The organism is Micromonospora palomenae, from assembly GCF_007829925.1.
Classification (GTDB): Bacteria; Actinomycetota; Actinomycetes; order Mycobacteriales; family Micromonosporaceae; genus Micromonospora; species Micromonospora purpureochromogenes.
On record NZ_VIXA01000001.1, the window covers coordinates 1,087,721 to 1,101,975 of the forward strand.

General features: G+C 72.4%; 10 protein-coding genes and 1 pseudogene. 5 read left to right on the forward strand and 6 right to left on the reverse strand.

The window, feature by feature from the left end; all coding sequences use genetic code 11:
* Window positions 1–277 precede the first annotated feature (277 nt).
* Together FHX75_RS04880 and FHX75_RS04885 are read right to left on the reverse strand one after the other, a co-directional pair.
* Window positions 278–1,720, reverse strand: coding sequence for an MFS transporter (locus FHX75_RS04880; RefSeq protein ID WP_154936855.1), 1,443 nt, complete (start codon window positions 1,718–1,720; stop codon window positions 278–280).
* A 37-nt stretch (window positions 1,721–1,757) separates the two neighbouring features.
* On the reverse strand, window positions 1,758–1,994 hold the full coding sequence (locus tag FHX75_RS04885; protein ID WP_154936856.1) for a hypothetical protein: 237 nt from the start codon (window positions 1,992–1,994) through the stop codon (window positions 1,758–1,760).
* A gap of 138 nt (window positions 1,995–2,132) precedes the next feature.
* Between FHX75_RS04885 and FHX75_RS04890 the strand changes: the two genes are divergently transcribed.
* Window positions 2,133–3,311 carry a geranylgeranyl reductase family protein gene (locus FHX75_RS04890; protein ID WP_154936857.1) on the forward strand — a complete coding sequence of 393 codons (1,179 nt, stop codon included), beginning with the start codon at window positions 2,133–2,135 and terminating at the stop codon, window positions 3,309–3,311.
* A 9-nt stretch (window positions 3,312–3,320) separates the two neighbouring features.
* Here FHX75_RS04890 and FHX75_RS04895 read toward each other — a convergent pair whose 3' ends face one another.
* Complete coding sequence (locus FHX75_RS04895) at window positions 3,321–4,355, reverse strand: NAD(P)-dependent alcohol dehydrogenase (RefSeq protein WP_154936858.1); 1,035 nt, start codon at window positions 4,353–4,355, stop codon at window positions 3,321–3,323.
* Window positions 4,356–4,456: 101 nt separating this feature from the next.
* Here FHX75_RS04895 and FHX75_RS04900 point away from each other — a divergent pair, with 101 nt between their 5' ends.
* Complete coding sequence (locus FHX75_RS04900) at window positions 4,457–4,648, forward strand: hypothetical protein (RefSeq protein ID WP_154936859.1); 192 nt, start codon at window positions 4,457–4,459, stop codon at window positions 4,646–4,648.
* An 82-nt stretch (window positions 4,649–4,730) separates the two neighbouring features.
* Here FHX75_RS04900 and FHX75_RS04905 read toward each other — a convergent pair whose 3' ends face one another.
* Window positions 4,731–6,524, reverse strand: a complete 1,794-nt coding sequence (locus tag FHX75_RS04905) for a bifunctional metallophosphatase/5'-nucleotidase (RefSeq protein ID WP_154936860.1) — start codon at window positions 6,522–6,524, stop codon at window positions 4,731–4,733.
* Between the two features lie 229 nt (window positions 6,525–6,753).
* Between FHX75_RS04905 and FHX75_RS04910 the strand changes: the two genes are divergently transcribed.
* Window positions 6,754–7,656 (forward strand): SDR family oxidoreductase, encoded by a 903-nt coding sequence (locus FHX75_RS04910; RefSeq protein WP_154936861.1) that lies wholly within the window; start codon window positions 6,754–6,756, stop codon window positions 7,654–7,656.
* A 31-nt stretch (window positions 7,657–7,687) separates the two neighbouring features.
* Here the strand turns inward: FHX75_RS04910 and FHX75_RS04915 are convergent, their stop codons facing one another.
* The gene (locus tag FHX75_RS04915) at window positions 7,688–8,347 is read right to left on the reverse strand and encodes a nucleotidyl transferase AbiEii/AbiGii toxin family protein (RefSeq protein WP_246157655.1); all 660 of its coding nucleotides are present in this window, start codon (window positions 8,345–8,347) and stop codon (window positions 7,688–7,690) included.
* A complete protein-coding gene (locus tag FHX75_RS04920; protein ID WP_154936863.1) occupies window positions 8,344–8,676 on the reverse strand; it encodes a hypothetical protein in 333 nt (110 codons plus the stop codon). The genes FHX75_RS04915 and FHX75_RS04920 overlap by 4 nt, the downstream gene beginning before the upstream one ends.
* A gap of 1,059 nt (window positions 8,677–9,735) precedes the next feature.
* Between FHX75_RS04920 and FHX75_RS04925 the strand changes: the two genes are divergently transcribed.
* Together FHX75_RS04925 and fdh are read left to right on the forward strand one after the other, a co-directional pair.
* Window positions 9,736–10,329 (forward strand): hypothetical protein, encoded by a 594-nt coding sequence (locus FHX75_RS04925; RefSeq protein ID WP_154936864.1) that lies wholly within the window; start codon window positions 9,736–9,738, stop codon window positions 10,327–10,329.
* 662 nt (window positions 10,330–10,991) lie between these two features.
* Window positions 10,992–14,228, forward strand: a pseudogene (gene fdh / locus FHX75_RS04935) (formate dehydrogenase); the annotation flags it as partial.
* Window positions 14,229–14,255: the final 27 nt, after the last annotated feature.

Below are 14,255 nucleotides of genomic sequence, written 5' to 3' on the forward strand. Positions count from 1 at the left end.
CAGCGGTAGAGGAGATTCACTCCGCTGCCAATCTCATGGTCAACGCATCCCGGTCGGCGGGGCGCGGTGAGGTAGGCGACGGCGGACGGGCGGGGGGTGCGGGGCGGCGAGGGCCGGGCGGAGGCTGCCCGCGGCGGGGGTGTGGCCCGCCGTGACCGGCGCAGGGATCAAGCCTGACCGCCCGGAGCCGGGCACGGCGGGCCACACCCCCACCCACCGACCAGCCGGCGGCAGCGAAATCCCACCGACAATCCGGCGGAGCGAAATCACCCACCGATCAGCCGGCGGAGTCACCCCGCCGATGCCCCAGCCAGATGTCCACCCCCGCCGCCACCAACGCCAGCACGACCACCCCCACCGCCAGCAACAACGAGTGCCGGAACGCCGCGGCCCAGTCCCCACCCGTGCTCGCGAGCGAGGAGAAGAACATCGCCCCGACCGCCGCGATCCCGGCCGCCGAGCCGATCCGCTGGCCGGTCTGGAGCATCCCGGCCGCGCTGCCCGCCTGCGGCACCGGCACCTGGGCGAGGGTGAGGGTCTGGTTCGGCGTGATGACCAGCCCGCTGCCCAGTCCGGCCACCAGCAGCGGCACTGCGGTCAGCAGCGGTACGGAGTGCTGCGGCGAGCCGCGCAGCACGAGCACCACCGTGCCGAGGCCGATCACCACGACGACCAGCCCGATGCCGACCAGCGGGCGGCCGAAGCGGTTGACGATCCGGCCGCCGAGCGTCGAGGCGAGTGCGGAGCCGAGGGCGAACGGCGTGATCGCCAGGCCGGCGATCAGCGGGCTGTAGCCGAGACCGTTCTGCAGGTAGAGCGTGAAGATGAAGAAGATGGCGGTGAACCCGCCGAAGTAGACCAGCGCGATCAACGCGCCGAGGGTGTACGAGCGCAGCCGGAACAGCCGCAGGTCGAACAGGGGCGTCTGGTGGCGGGCGTACCGGCGCTCCCAGAGGCCGAAGCCGACCAGGACCGCCAGGCCGGCCGGGACGAGCGCCCACTTCCACGGGCTCTGCCACTGCTCGCGTTGCACCAGCGGCAGCAGCAGGAGCAGCACGCCGACGCCGAGCAGCAGGACACCGACCGGGTCGAGTCGGTGCCGGTCGGGCTGCCCGGCCGGTCGGGCGGGCAGCAGCCGCCAGCCGAGCACCACCGCGAGGATGCCCACCGGCACGTTGACGAAGAACACCCAACGCCAGCCGTGCTCCTCGCCGCCGAGCTGGATGAGCAGCCCGCCGAGCAGCGGGCCGACCGCGGTGGAGATGCCGATGGTCGCGCCGAGCAGACCGAAGGCCCGACCCCGTTCGGCGCCCCGGAACAGCTGCTGGATCAGGCCGGTCACCTGGGGGTTGACCACCCCGGCGGCGGCGCCCTGGAGCAGTCGGGTGGTGACCAGCCAGGCGGGCGAGGTGGCCAGGCCGGCGAGGGCGCTGGTGAGCGTGAAGAGGGCGACGCCCACCACGAAGGCGGTGCGTCGCCCGCGGGCGTCGCCGAACCGACCGGCGGGCACCAGGATCAGTCCGAACGTCAGCGCGTACCCGGAGAGCACCCACTGCAGGTCGCTCGGGCTCGCGTGCAGCGCCCGGTCCATCGACGGGACGGCCACGTTGACGATGCTGACGTCCAGCAGCGTCATGAACGCCGCGACCAGCCCGACGCCGAGGGCCTGCCAGCGGCGTCGGTCACCCGCGTCCGTCACGGCGGCCCGGCGATCAGCCATGACCGACCGCTACCCGGCGCCCCGACGGGCAAACCGGTCACGCCATCTGGCGGGCACACCACCGTGGGCCGAAGTCCAGCCCGGCCATCGGGGAGTCCTCCCGGTGCAGCAGGTCCTTCTCGGTGAGCAGGTGCAACGGCCCGTGCACCTCCTCCTCCGCCATCCCCGCCTCCTGGGCGATCGAGTCGGGGTACGGCACCTGGCCGCGCGCCTCCAGCGTGGCGACCGCGTCGTACACCCGTACCTCGGCATCCGACAGACGTACCTGCTGCATGGTGACCTCCTTGCCGTGACCCGCCCGTCGCACGGGCGGTCTGGGTACCGCGGCTTACCCGCCGGGTGACCGACAATGCCCACCCGATCGGTCGGTCGTGAGCGGCCGGCCGCGCCGGGGTGCCCTAGGGTGGAGCCCGTGATCACCTGGGATCTCGTCGTCGTCGGCGCCGGCCCCGCCGGGCTCTCCGCCGCCCACGCCGCAGCCGGCGCGGGGGTGCGCACGCTGGTGCTGGACCGGGCCGTGCACCCCCGGTACAAGACGTGCGGCGGCGGCCTGATCGGCACCTCGCTGACGGCGGTCGCGGGCCGCATCGAGGTGCCCGCGCACGACCGGGTCGACCGGGTGACCTTCACCCGGGACGGGCGACGCGCCTTCACCCGCCGGCACCGCACCCCGCTGGTGGCCATGGTCCGCCGGGACGAGTTCGACGACCGGCTGCGCGCGGCGGCGGTCGCCGCCGGGGCCGAGCTGCGCGAGGGCGTCGCGGTGCGCGGCATCGACCAGGACCCCGACGGGGTACGCGTACGGTTGGCCGACGGTCAGACCGTGCACGCCCGGACGGTGGTCGGCGCGGACGGTTCCTCGGGGGTCAGCTCCCGGCACGTGGGTGTCCGTTTCCGACAGGTGGATCTGGGTCTGGAGCGGGAGCTGCCGGTGCCGCCGGCCGAGCAGCGGCGCTGGCGCGGCCGGCTGCTGCTCGACTGGGGAGCGGTGCCCGGCTCGTACGCCTGGGTGTTCCCGAAGGGGTCGAGCCTGACGGTGGGGGTGATCGCCGCCCGCGGCGAGGGGGAGCGGACCCGCGAGTACCTGCGCCGCTTCGTGGACCGGCTCGGCCTGTCCGGGGTGGCGGCCGAGCACGACTCCGGGCACCTGACCCGCTGCCGGGCGGAGGGATCGCCGTTGCGGCACGGCCGGGTGCTGGTCGCCGGCGACGCGGCCGGCCTGCTGGAGCCGTGGAGCCGGGAGGGGATCAGCTACGCGTTGCGCTCCGGGGCGCTGGCCGGCGCGGCGGTCGCCGCCGGTGACCTGGCCGGCTACGAGCGGGACGTGACCGAGCAGCTGGTCCCGTCGATGCGGGCCGGGCACCGGCTGCTGGAGGTGTTCGAACGCCGGCCCGACGTCTTCCACGCCCTGCTGGCGACGCCGGCCGGCTGGGGGATGTTCGTCCGGTTCTGCCAGGGCCGGGCCAGCTTCGACCAGACGCTGACCCGGGCTCCCGTCCGGGCCGGGCTGGCGCTGCTGGACCGCCTCCCGCCGGTACGGCAGCGCACGCCGTCGGCCCCCGCCCAGCCGATGACCACCCGATCCGGCTGACACCCCCGGTCAGGGCACCACGACCGCCCGGCCCTGGATCTCGCCCCGGCGCAGCAGGTCGTACGCCTCCGGCGCCCGATCCAGCGGGAACGTCTGCACTTCGGCGCTGATCAGCCCGAGCTGACCCAGGGCGATCACCTCCTGGAGTTCGGCGCGGGTGCCCCAGAACGGGATGTCGACGCTGACCTCCAGCGGCAGGGTGGGTGGCGCGTCGACGACGGGCCGCACCGGCAGGGTGCCGCCGCCGAGGCCGACCAGCAGCAGCCGGCCGCCGGTGGCTACGACGGTGCGGGCGGTGGTCAGGGTGGCGTCGACACCGACACAGTCGATCACCACGTCGGCGCCGTCCGGCGGGAACCCGACGATCTCCCGGATCCGGTCGACCGCGTCCGGGTCGGCCCGCACCACGTGGTGCGCCCCCATCCGGGTGGCCAGGTCCAGCGCGGCCAGGTCGGTGTCCACCGCGACGATTTGTACCGCGGTGGTGGCCGCCAGGATCTGCACCGCCATGTGGCCGAGGCCGCCGACGCCGATCACCACGCAGCAGGTGCCCGGTCGCAGCGCCGGGCGGGCCAGTTCGACGGCGTGGTACGGGGTCAGCCCGGCGTCGGTCAGCGGCGCGGCCTGGATCAGGTCCAGTCCGCCCACGGGCAGCAGGCGGGAGGCGGGTACCACCACGTACTCGGCCAGCCCGCCGTCCCGGCTGAGCCCGATGCCACCGGGAGGCACTTGGCGGCACTGGTTCTCCCGCCCGCGCAGGCAGGCCCGGCAGCGGCCGCAGCCGATGATCCCGTAGACCGCCGCCCGGTCCCCGGGCGACCAACCGGTGACGCCCGCGCCGGGCGCCTCCACCGTGCCGGCGATCTCGTGGCCCAGGGTGATCGGCGTGGGAAAGAACCCGGCGGGCGCGTCGAGGACGTGCAGGTCGGAGTGGCAGGCGCCGACGGCGCCGACGGCGAGCAGCACCTCGCCCGGCCCCGGCGTGGGGGTGGGCACCGCCACCTGTTCGAGCACCCCCGGAGCGGTCATCCGTACCGCGCGCATGTCGTCCCCACCTCGTCGCCGGCGCCAGTGGCGGCGCGCTTACCCGCGCGGGCGTCATTGATGCGACGGCGGTGCTGGACCGGCTGCGGCACAATGCGGGCATGAGCGACCCGGAGCCCACCTCGTTCGACGACGAGGAGTACGCCTTCCTCCGCCACGTGCGCTTCGGCGAGCTGCCGCCGGCGGTCCGCCCCGACGAGCGGGTGGAGCTCACCGAGACCGATCCGCGCCGCGACCGACCCGAGTCGACCAACGACGACGAGTGGCACCTCCGGCTCGGGCCGGGCGGCTGACCCGACCGGCGGGCGGGGCCGGACGCGAACGGGCCGCGGGGGTCGATCCCCGCGGCCCGTTCGCGTGTGTCGGTGGTACGGCTCAGAAGACCGGCACGCCCTCGCGCACCAGCTTCCAGTTCGGGACGTAGAAGTCGGCCGGGTCGATGGTCCCCTTCGCCTGCGCCCAGTCGATCAGCAGCTGGCGGATCTCCTGCTGCTCGTTGTAGACCTGGGTCTTGACGATGCCGGGGAAGTTGCCGCCACCGCTGCGCCGGTAGTTGTTCACCGCGATGACGAACTGCGCGGTGTCGGCGACCGGGGTGTCGGTGCCCGCCAGCACCAGGCGGGTGATCCGCTGGCCGACCGGCTTGCTGATGTCGATGTCGTAGTCGACGCCCGAGATCACGTCGTAGTTGTAGTCCGGCACGGCCGGGTCGCTGATGGTGGCCGGGTCGACGGCCGCGCCCACCGGCAGGGTGCGGAAGTACTTCGCCGAGAACTCCAGGTACGCCTTCACCTCGGCGCCGGTGAGCACCACGGCCTCGAGGGTGTTGTCGAAGACGTAGAGGCCGGCCACGTCGCGGATCCGCACGTCGCCCTGCGGGAAGACCGCGGTGCGGCTGAACGGGGCGGCGATCGACAGCACCGGCAGCGACGCGTACGAGGTGCCGGCCAGCGCCGCGGTGACGACCTCGGTCTGGACGTGGTTGATGAAGTCCAGGATCGGGGTGTCCTTGTACCGGGACTCGGCGGCCGACAGCTCCTCGGAGGACTGGGCGACGACCGTGTTGACGTAGTCGACGGTCTTGCTGTGCTGGCCGCGCACGGCCGCGAGCACCGCCGGGTCCTCGACCACCGTGTTGGTGTTGAGCATGGTGGCGCGCTTGGTGACCACCTTCCAGGTGCCGCGCACCTTCTGGACGGTGAAGTCCATCCGGGTCAGCCGCTGGCCCCACTTCGACGGCTCGGCGGTGAGCACCTGCTCGCCGGTCGCCGTGTTGGTGACGAACTTCTCCACCACCTCGGCGTGGGCGTGGCCGAAGAGGATCGCGTCGATGCCGGGGACCTGCTGGGCGATCAGCGTGACCGGGTTCTCGTTCGGCAGCTCCGGGCCGTAGCTGGAGGTGCCGCTGTCGCCGCCGTGCGCCGAGATGATGACCAGGTCGGCGCCGCGCTCGCGCATGATCGGCACCCACTTGGCGGCGGTCTCGACCATGCCCGGGAAGAGCAGCTTGCCCTCGACGTTGCCCTTGTCCCAGATCGCCACGCCCGGGTTGGTGAGGCCGAGGATGCCGACGTTGATGGTCGGGGAGTCCCAGCCGCCGAGGCGGACCTTCTTGATCACGTACGGCAGGTAGGCTGGCTTGCCGGTGGCCGCGTTGACCGCGTTGGCGGCGAGCGCCGGGAAGCCCAGCTGCGAGATCCAGGTGGCCAGCAGCGGCAGGCCGTAGTTGAACTCGTGGTTGCCCAGCGTCACCGCGTCGTACTTCAGGATGTTCATCGCGTTCGCCATCGGGTGCGTCTCACCGCTGGTGGTGATCGGCTCCTGCTTGGCGTAGTAGGTGGCCAGCGGCGTGCCCTGGATGGTGTCGCCGGCGTCGAGGACCAGGGTGGCCTTGCCCTTGCGCTCGGCGCGGATCTGGTTGACCAGGGTGGCCAGCTTGGCGACGCCGACGTCGTTGTGCTTGCTGTCGTCGTACTCGGCGTCCTTGTAGTAGTCCCAGTTGTAGACGTTGCCGTGCGTGTCCGACGTGCCGAGCACGGTCAGGTCCCAGGTCTTCGGTCCCGTCGCTTCGGCGGCCCGGGCGGGGGCGCCGGCGATCAGGGGGGTGGTCGCCGCGGCGGCGGCGACGGCCAGCACCTGGCGCCGCGAGGCGCCGGAGGAGGAGGTCATGCGGTGCCCTTCCAATGGGGGTGAGGCGCCTCGTGGGCGCCGTTGCGCACCATAACGAGCCGCTGTCACTCCCGCCACAGCGGCTCGAGGTGTTCCACCCCATCAGCGCCGCCGGCCACCCTCGCGTAACACCGAGGTCATCCGGGCGCCGGTCGCTCTCGTTTCCGGCCCGGTCCGCCGGGTAGGGCAGACGAGCAGAAGGCCGGACGAACTACCCCGAGGAGCACCGGTGAGCGAGGACCAGTACACCCAGCAGGACCCCACCGAGCAGTACGGCCAGCAGCAGGGCCAGCCCGCCCAGCAGCAGTCCGCGCCCGGCGCGACCGGCGAGATGGGCCCGAAGCCCGACCACGGCGAGGAGTCGTACCGGGGCAGCGACCGGCTGACCGGCAAGCGGGCCCTGATCACCGGCGGTGACTCCGGCATCGGCCGCGCGGTGGCGATCGCCTTCGCCCGGGAGGGTGCCGACGTGGTCATCTCCTACCTGAGCGAGGAGGAGGACGCCGACGCCCGGGAGACGGTGCGGCTGGTCGAGGAGGCCGGCCGCCGGGGCATGGCGGTGCGCACCGACCTCACCGACGAGGGCCACTGCCGGGAGCTGGTGAAGCGGACCCTGGCCGACCTGGGCGGCATCGACATCCTGGTGAACAACGCCGCCTACCAGATGTCCCAGGACGACGGCATCGCCGGCATCAGCACCGCGCAGTTCGACCGGGTCCTGAAGACCAACCTGTACGCCATGTTCTGGCTGTGCCAGGAGGCGATCCCGCACATGGACGACGGCGCCACGATCATCAACACCACGTCGATCCAGGCCTTCGACCCGTCACCGCAGCTGCTCGACTACGCCACCACCAAGGCGGGAATCGCCAACTTCACCAAGGGGCTCGCCGCGCAGCTGGCCGAGAAGGGCATCCGGGTCAACGCGGTGGCCCCCGGCCCGATCTGGACGCCGCTCATCCCGGCCACCATGCCGCAGGAGAAGGTCAAGCAGTTCGGCACGGACACCCCGATGGGACGACCCGGCCAGCCGGCGGAGCTCGCCCCCGCGTACGTCTTCTTCGCCTCGCAGGAGTCCAGCTACGTCACCGGCGAGATCCTCGGCGTGACCGGCGGCCGCTTCACCAAGTGAGCGCGGCGCGCCCCGCTGGCCGTCGCCGCGGTCAGCGGGGCCAGGCGGCCAGCCGGCGACGGACCTCGGCGATCCGCGCCGCGTCCAGGCCGTAGCGGGTGAACCGCTGGTCCGGCACCCGGTCCAGGTAGCGGCCCGCCTCCCGGACGTCGTCGTCGTCCAGCGCCGGGTCGACCTGCCGGGCCAGCGCCAGCAGCTCGGCCACCGGATAGTGGTCCAGGGCTGATGACACGTCGATGTAGTCGCGGACCTCGCGCCGGTTGACCAGCGCGGCGGTCTTGTTCGCCACCAGGTCGCGGACGTCCATCACCGGGCCGAAGTCCATCACCACGGGGGAGCGGTACCGGTCGAGCCGGGCGAGGCTCAGCCGGATCCGCCTCGGGCCGCGGGTGACCACGAAGTCCTTCATGTCCCGGTCGAAGCCGTCGAACAGCCCGCCCAGGTCATTGTCCGGGTCGGCGTCGGCCACCTCGAACCCGGCGCGCTCCAGCGCCGCCCGTACCTCCGCGGCGGCGGCCGCCGCCGCGCCCTCCACGTCGGCGAACAGGTCGACGTCCTCGGTGGGGCGGGTGACCAGCCCGTGCGCGGCCCAGGCCACTCCGCCGCCGAGCACGAACCGGTGCGGCCCGGCCGCCGTGAGCGCCACCCGGGCAACCTCCCGGTAGAACTCGTGCAGGTGGGGGCCGCTCACGCGGTACGCAGACCCCGGTGCCGGCTCTCCCACGCCTGCCGGACACCCCGGGGCAGGTTCAGCCGCCGCCACACCCGCCGCAGCGTCCGGCCGTTGATCAGGTGCCGCAGGTCCTCGGCGCGGGTGGTCTCCCGCAGCACGTTCTCGTACATCCAGAGCAGCTGGTCCGGGTCACCCAGGTCGAACGTCCGGTCGGCGTTCCACATCAACCGCACCGGCAGCTCCACCACGCCCCGGGTGGGGCCGGCCAGCTCCGCCAGGGTGCGCGCCACCACGGCGGGACGGCCCGGGCGGGCCAGGTGGGGCGCGGTGCTGACGACGGCCTGCATGGTGTCAGGGTAACGCCGACTCCGCCCCGCGCAGCCGACCAGGCCGCCCGCATTCCGCCCTCCGCCCATTTCCCCCGTCCTCGCGCCCCCGAATCCCACCACCCCCGCTCCGGTCGCTCACGCCCGTTCCGGCACCGATCACACCCGCCCACGCAGGCCGGCCTCGACCGCCTCGGGCTGGCCGCCCCGTCGGTGGTCGCCCAAGTGCGCGGCCAAGGTCCCCGCCGGCACCTGCCTGACGCGTTCGTCCCGCACGGTCCGTGCCCGCGCCTACTGACGCGTCCGTCCCGCACGGTCCGCGCCGCCCGGTGACCTCTGCCGGGTACGCGAGTCGCCCCGGCTTTGCCCGTGGTCCACGCCGCCGCCCCCGCGATTTGCGGTGTGTCGGGGGAACGTGGGCGCGGGATCGCGCGACACGCCGCAAACCGTGCGCCTCGCGGGCTGGCCCGGTGCCGGTGCCGTGAGTGCGGGCGGCCGCGGATTGAGGGCGGCAAGGCGCGGGGTTGGCCCGTTCGGTGGCTCGCCGTGTCGGGATGTCCGGTTCCGGCCGGCTCGGCGTTCCCGGATGTCGCGCACCGGACTGGTCGCGGCGTGCCGGATGTCCGGTTACAGGCTCGGCTCGGTGTGTCTGGATGTCCGGCTCTGGGCCGGCAAGTGGTGGGGCGTCCCGTGACCGGGGGCACGCTGACGGTGGAATGGTGGCCGGGCCGGTGTCGTTACATCACCTGGACGATCGCAGCAGCACCCTGCTGGCCTGGCCCGAACGCTTGGGTCGCCCGGGGTGTGGGGCGCCGGAATGATGGCGGGCCCGGGGTCGTTACATCACCTGCACGACCGCAGCACGCTGGCCTGGCCCGAACGCGTGGCCGGCCCGGGATGCGGGCCCCCGGAATGATGGTGGGCCGCCGGTCGTTACACATGGACCCGGCGCCGAGCCCCCCGCTCGCGAAGCCTGCCGGGACGAAGACGTTCCCCTGAGTTCTTTGAGCGCCGTCGTGGTGCTTGCGCGTGTCCGACCCCCCTTGGACACGTCGCCGACCCCCGAATGGAGCCATCCTGATGAACACCACCATTCTGCGTAAGAGCGTTCTGGGTATTGCTGGTCTGGCTTTCGCCGGTGGCGTCTTCGCCGGCCCCGTCACCGAGGCCCACGCCAACCCGGTCGACGCCAAGCCGGTTGCTGTGGTGCAGGCGGACAAGCCGGGTGTGGACAAGAGCAAGCTGATCCCGCACGGTGTGCAGGGCAAGCAGTCGCACATCACCCTGGACAGCGAGCAGACCGCCAACGTGAAGGCGATCATCGCGGCGACGAAGAAGTCGGGCATGGACGAGCGGGCCGCCGTGGTCGCGATCGCCACCGCCCTGCAGGAGTCGAAGCTGGAGAACCTGGGTCACCTGGGTGCCCGTAACGACCACGACTCGCAGGGCCTGTTCCAGCAGCGTCCGTCCAGCGGTTGGGGCACGGTTGAGCAGATCACCGACCCGGAGTACTCGACGATGGCGTTCCTGAAGGGTCTGAAGCAGGTCGACGGTTGGAAGGACATGCCGCTGACCGAGGCCGCGCAGACCGTGCAGGTGTCGGCCTACCCGGACCACTACGCCCAGTGGGAGAAGCAGGCCGCCGACCTGGTCGCCAAGCACTGGAACAGCTGAACCACGTGAACGACGCGCTGGCCGGCACCCCGAACCCGGGGTGCCGGCCAGCGGCATTTCCAGACCCACACCCACCCGCGATGACCATGAGGTTGGCAGCGGAGTTGATCTCCTTCAGCACTGCCAACCTCATGATGAACGCATCGGTCGGGGAAGCGCGGCGCGGTAGGCGGCGGCGGGTGGTCGAGGGGTGTGCGGGTTCGGGGGCGGCGAGGCCCGGGCGGAGGTTGCCCGCGGCGGGGGTGTGGCCCGCCGTGCCCGGCGCAGGGATCAAGCCTGACCGCCCGGAGCCGGGCACGGCGGGCCACACCCCCACCCACCGACCAGCGCAACCCACGAACCGAGGCAACAGCAAGCAGTGGCACGCGTCACCAGAGCCGGTGGAAGACCCGGACCGGGTAGCCTGTTGAGTCAGGTGTCGGTGTGTCCAGTGTCCCCGGGCCTCACCTAAATTGCCTTCGCGGAATACCGTTCGGCTGGAGCCGCGATGTGCCACTCGCCGAGAGGCGACCTGCATACCGACACCCCAGCGCCGCCCCCGACCCACCAGGGCCGGGGGCGGCGCTGTTTCGTACCCACGGAGGGGATCGCTCGCGCACCCTGCCGTCCTGCCCTATGTTCAGAAGGTCAGCTTCCGCGGCGTCGGGGAGGAGGTGCCGAGCGTGGGCGTGCGTACCTTCCTCCAGGGCTGGCCGGTCTACCGGCAGCTCACCGGCACCGACCCGCTGGGCCGGGGCGCCGCCGCGCAGTCCGGCCGCTCCGCCGAGCTGACCGCGCGCACCGAGACGGCGGACAGCATGGCCCGCTCGGTCTGCCCGTACTGCGCGGTGGGCTGCGGGCAGCGGGTGTTCGTCACCGACGGTCGGGTCACCCAGATCGAGGGCGACCCGGACAGCCCGATCTCCCGCGGCCGGCTCTGCCCGAAGGGTTCGGCCAGCAGGAGCCTGGTGACCAGCCCGCTGCGCCAGACCAAGGTCCGCTACCGCCGGCCGTACGCCACCGAGTGGGAGGACCTGGAGCTCGACACCGCGCTCGACATGATCGCCGACCGGATCCTCGCCGCCCGCGAGGAGACCTGGGAGGACGTCGACAGCGAGGGCCGGCCGCTCAACCGGACGCTGGGCATCTCCAGCCTGGGCGGGGCGACGCTGGACAACGAGGAGAACTACCTCATCAAGAAGCTGTTCACGGCGATGGGGGCGCTCCAGATCGAGAACCAGGCGCGGATTTGACACTCCGCCACCGTCCCCGGTCTGGGGACCAGCTTCGGTCGCGGTGGCGCGACGGACTTCCAGCAGGACGTCGCCAACGCTGACGTCATCGTCATCCAGGGCTCGAACATGGCCGAGGCCCACCCGGTGGGCTTCCAGTGGGTGATGGAGGCCAAGCGACGCGGCGCCAAGGTGTTCCACGTCGATCCCCGGTTCACCCGGACCAGCGCCGTGGCCGACACGTACCTGCCGATCCGCGCGGGCACCGACATCGCGCTGCTCGGCGGGGTGGTGCGCTACATCCTGGAGAACGAGCTCGACTTCCGGGAGTACGTGCTGGCGTACACGAACGCCGCCACCATCGTCAGCGAGCGGTACGTCGACGCCGAGGACGGTGACGGCTTCTTCTCCGGGTTCGATCCGGAGACCAGCAGCTACGTGCAGGACAGCTGGCAGTACGAGGGCCACGAAAGTTCCTCCGGCAGCGGGCACACCGCCAAGGAGCGGGACAGCGCGGCCGGGCTGCGGCACGAGTCGCACGGCGCGCAGGTCGCCGGTCAGGTGCCGCGCGACGAGACGTTGCAGCACCCGCGCTGCGTCTACCAGATCCTCAAGCGGCACTTCGCCCGCTACACGCCGGAGATGGTGGAGCGGGTCTGCGGTATCCCGCAGGAGAAGTTCCTGGAGCTGGCCCGCGCCTGGACGGAGAACTCCGGGCGGGAGCGCACCGGGGTGCTCATCTACTCGGTGGGCTGGACCCAGCACAGCGTCGGCGTGCAGTACATCCGCACCGGCGCGATCATCCAGCTCCTGCTGGGCAACATGGGTCGGCCCGGCGGCGGGATCCTGGCGCTGCGTGGGCACGCCAGCATTCAGGGGTCCACCGACATCCCGACGCTGTTCAACCTGCTCCCCGGCTACCTGCCGATGCCGCACCACGCCACCCACCCGACCTTCGACCAGTGGGTGGACAGGATCCGGCACCCCGGCCAGAAGGGTTTCTGGGGCAACGCGCGCGCCTTCGGGGCGAGCCTGCTCAAGGCGTACTGGGGTGACGCGGCGACCCCGGAGAACGACTTCTGCTACGGGTACCTGCCCCGGATGACCGGCGACCACGGCACCTACCAGCAGGTGCTGAACATGATCGACGGCAAGGTCAAGGGCTACTTCCTGCTCGGCCAGAACCCGGCGGTCGGCTCCGCGCACGGCCGCGCCCAGCGCCTGGGCATGGCCAACCTCGACTGGCTGGTCGTCCGCGACCTGTTCATGATCGAAAGCGCGACCTTCTGGAAGAACGGCCCGGAGGTCGCCACCGGCGAGATCGTGCCGCAGGAGTGCCGCACCGAGGTGTTCTTCCTGCCCGCCGCCTCGCACGTGGAGAAGGAGGGCACCTTCACCCAGACGCAGCGACTGTTGCAGTGGCGGGAGAAGGCGCTCGACCCGCCGGGCGACGCCCGCTCCGAGCTGTGGTTCTTCTACCACCTGGGCCGCCGGCTGCGGGAGAAGCTGGCCGACTCGGACCAGCCGCGGGACCGGGCGCTGCTCGACCTGACCTGGGACTATCCCACGCACGGTCCGCACGCCGAGCCCAGCGCCGAGGCGGTGCTGCGCGAGATCAACGGGTACGACGTGGCGACCGGCCGCCCGCTGTCCGCGTTCGCCGAGGCCAGGGACGACGGGTCCACCGCCATCGGCTGCTGGATCTACACCGGCGTCTACGCCGACGGGGTCAACCAGGCCGCCCGGCGGAAGTCCCGGCACGAGCAGGACTGGGTGGCCGCCGAGTGGGGGTGGGCCTGGCCGGCGAACCGCCGCACCCTGTACAACCGTGCCTCGGCCGATCCGCAGGGCCGCCCGTGGAGCGAACGCAAGCGCTACGTCTGGTGGGACCCGGACGCGGGCGAGTGGACCGGCCACGACGTGCCGGACTTCGAGAAGACCAAGCCGCCGACGTACCGGCCGCCGGAGGGCGCGTCCGGGCCGGCGGGGATCGCCGGTGACGACCCGTTCGTCATGCAGCCCGACGGCAAGGGCTGGCTGTACGCGCCGAGCGGGGTGCTCGACGGTCCGCTGCCGACGCACTTCGAGCCGGCCGAGTCGCCGCTGCGCAACCCGCTCTACGGCCAGCAGGCCAACCCGACCCGGAAGGTCTACGCCCACCCGGTGAACTCGGTGAACCCGAGTCCGCCCGAGGAGCACAGCCAGGTCTTCCCGTACGTGTTCACGGTGAGCCGGCTGACCGAGCACCACACGGCCGGCGGGATGAGCCGGACGGTGCGGCCGCTGGCCGAGTTGCAGCCGGAGATGTTCGTCGAGGTGTCGCCGGAGCTGGCCGCCGAGGTCGGGGTGACCCACCTGGGCTGGGCGCACCTGGTCAGCGGTCGGGCGGTGATCGAGGCGAAGGTGCTGGTCACCGACCGGCTCACCCCGCTGCGGGTGGACGGCCGGGTGATCCACCAGGTCTGGCTGCCGTACCACTTCGGCTTCGAGGGCCTGGTGACCGGCGACTCGGCCAACGACCTGTTCGGCATCACCCTGGACCCGAACGTACTGATCCAGGAGAGCAAGGTCGGCACCTGCGACGTGCGGCCCGGGCGGCGGCCGACCGGGCCGGCCCTGCGGGACCTGGTCGCCGACTACCAGCGGCGGGCCGGGATCGTGCCGGGACGGTCGGTGCCCACCGTGACCGACGGGGTACGCCCCCCGGCGCCGGCG

Excerpts from the sequence above, each read along its gene's own strand:
- FHX75_RS04880 (WP_154936855.1), bottom strand. The coding sequence starts at position 1,720 with ATGGCTGATCGCCGGGCCGCCGTGACGGACGCGGGTGACCGACGCCGC.
- FHX75_RS04885 (WP_154936856.1), bottom strand. The coding sequence starts at position 1,994 with ATGCAGCAGGTACGTCTGTCGGATGCCGAGGTACGGGTGTACGACGCG.
- FHX75_RS04895 (WP_154936858.1), bottom strand. The coding sequence starts at position 4,355 with ATGCGCGCGGTACGGATGACCGCTCCGGGGGTGCTCGAACAGGTGGCG.
- FHX75_RS04900 (WP_154936859.1), top strand. The coding sequence starts at position 4,457 with ATGAGCGACCCGGAGCCCACCTCGTTCGACGACGAGGAGTACGCCTTC.
- FHX75_RS04905 (WP_154936860.1), bottom strand. The coding sequence starts at position 6,524 with ATGACCTCCTCCTCCGGCGCCTCGCGGCGCCAGGTGCTGGCCGTCGCC.
- FHX75_RS04920 (WP_154936863.1), bottom strand. The coding sequence starts at position 8,676 with ATGCAGGCCGTCGTCAGCACCGCGCCCCACCTGGCCCGCCCGGGCCGT.
- FHX75_RS04925 (WP_154936864.1), top strand. The coding sequence starts at position 9,736 with ATGAACACCACCATTCTGCGTAAGAGCGTTCTGGGTATTGCTGGTCTG.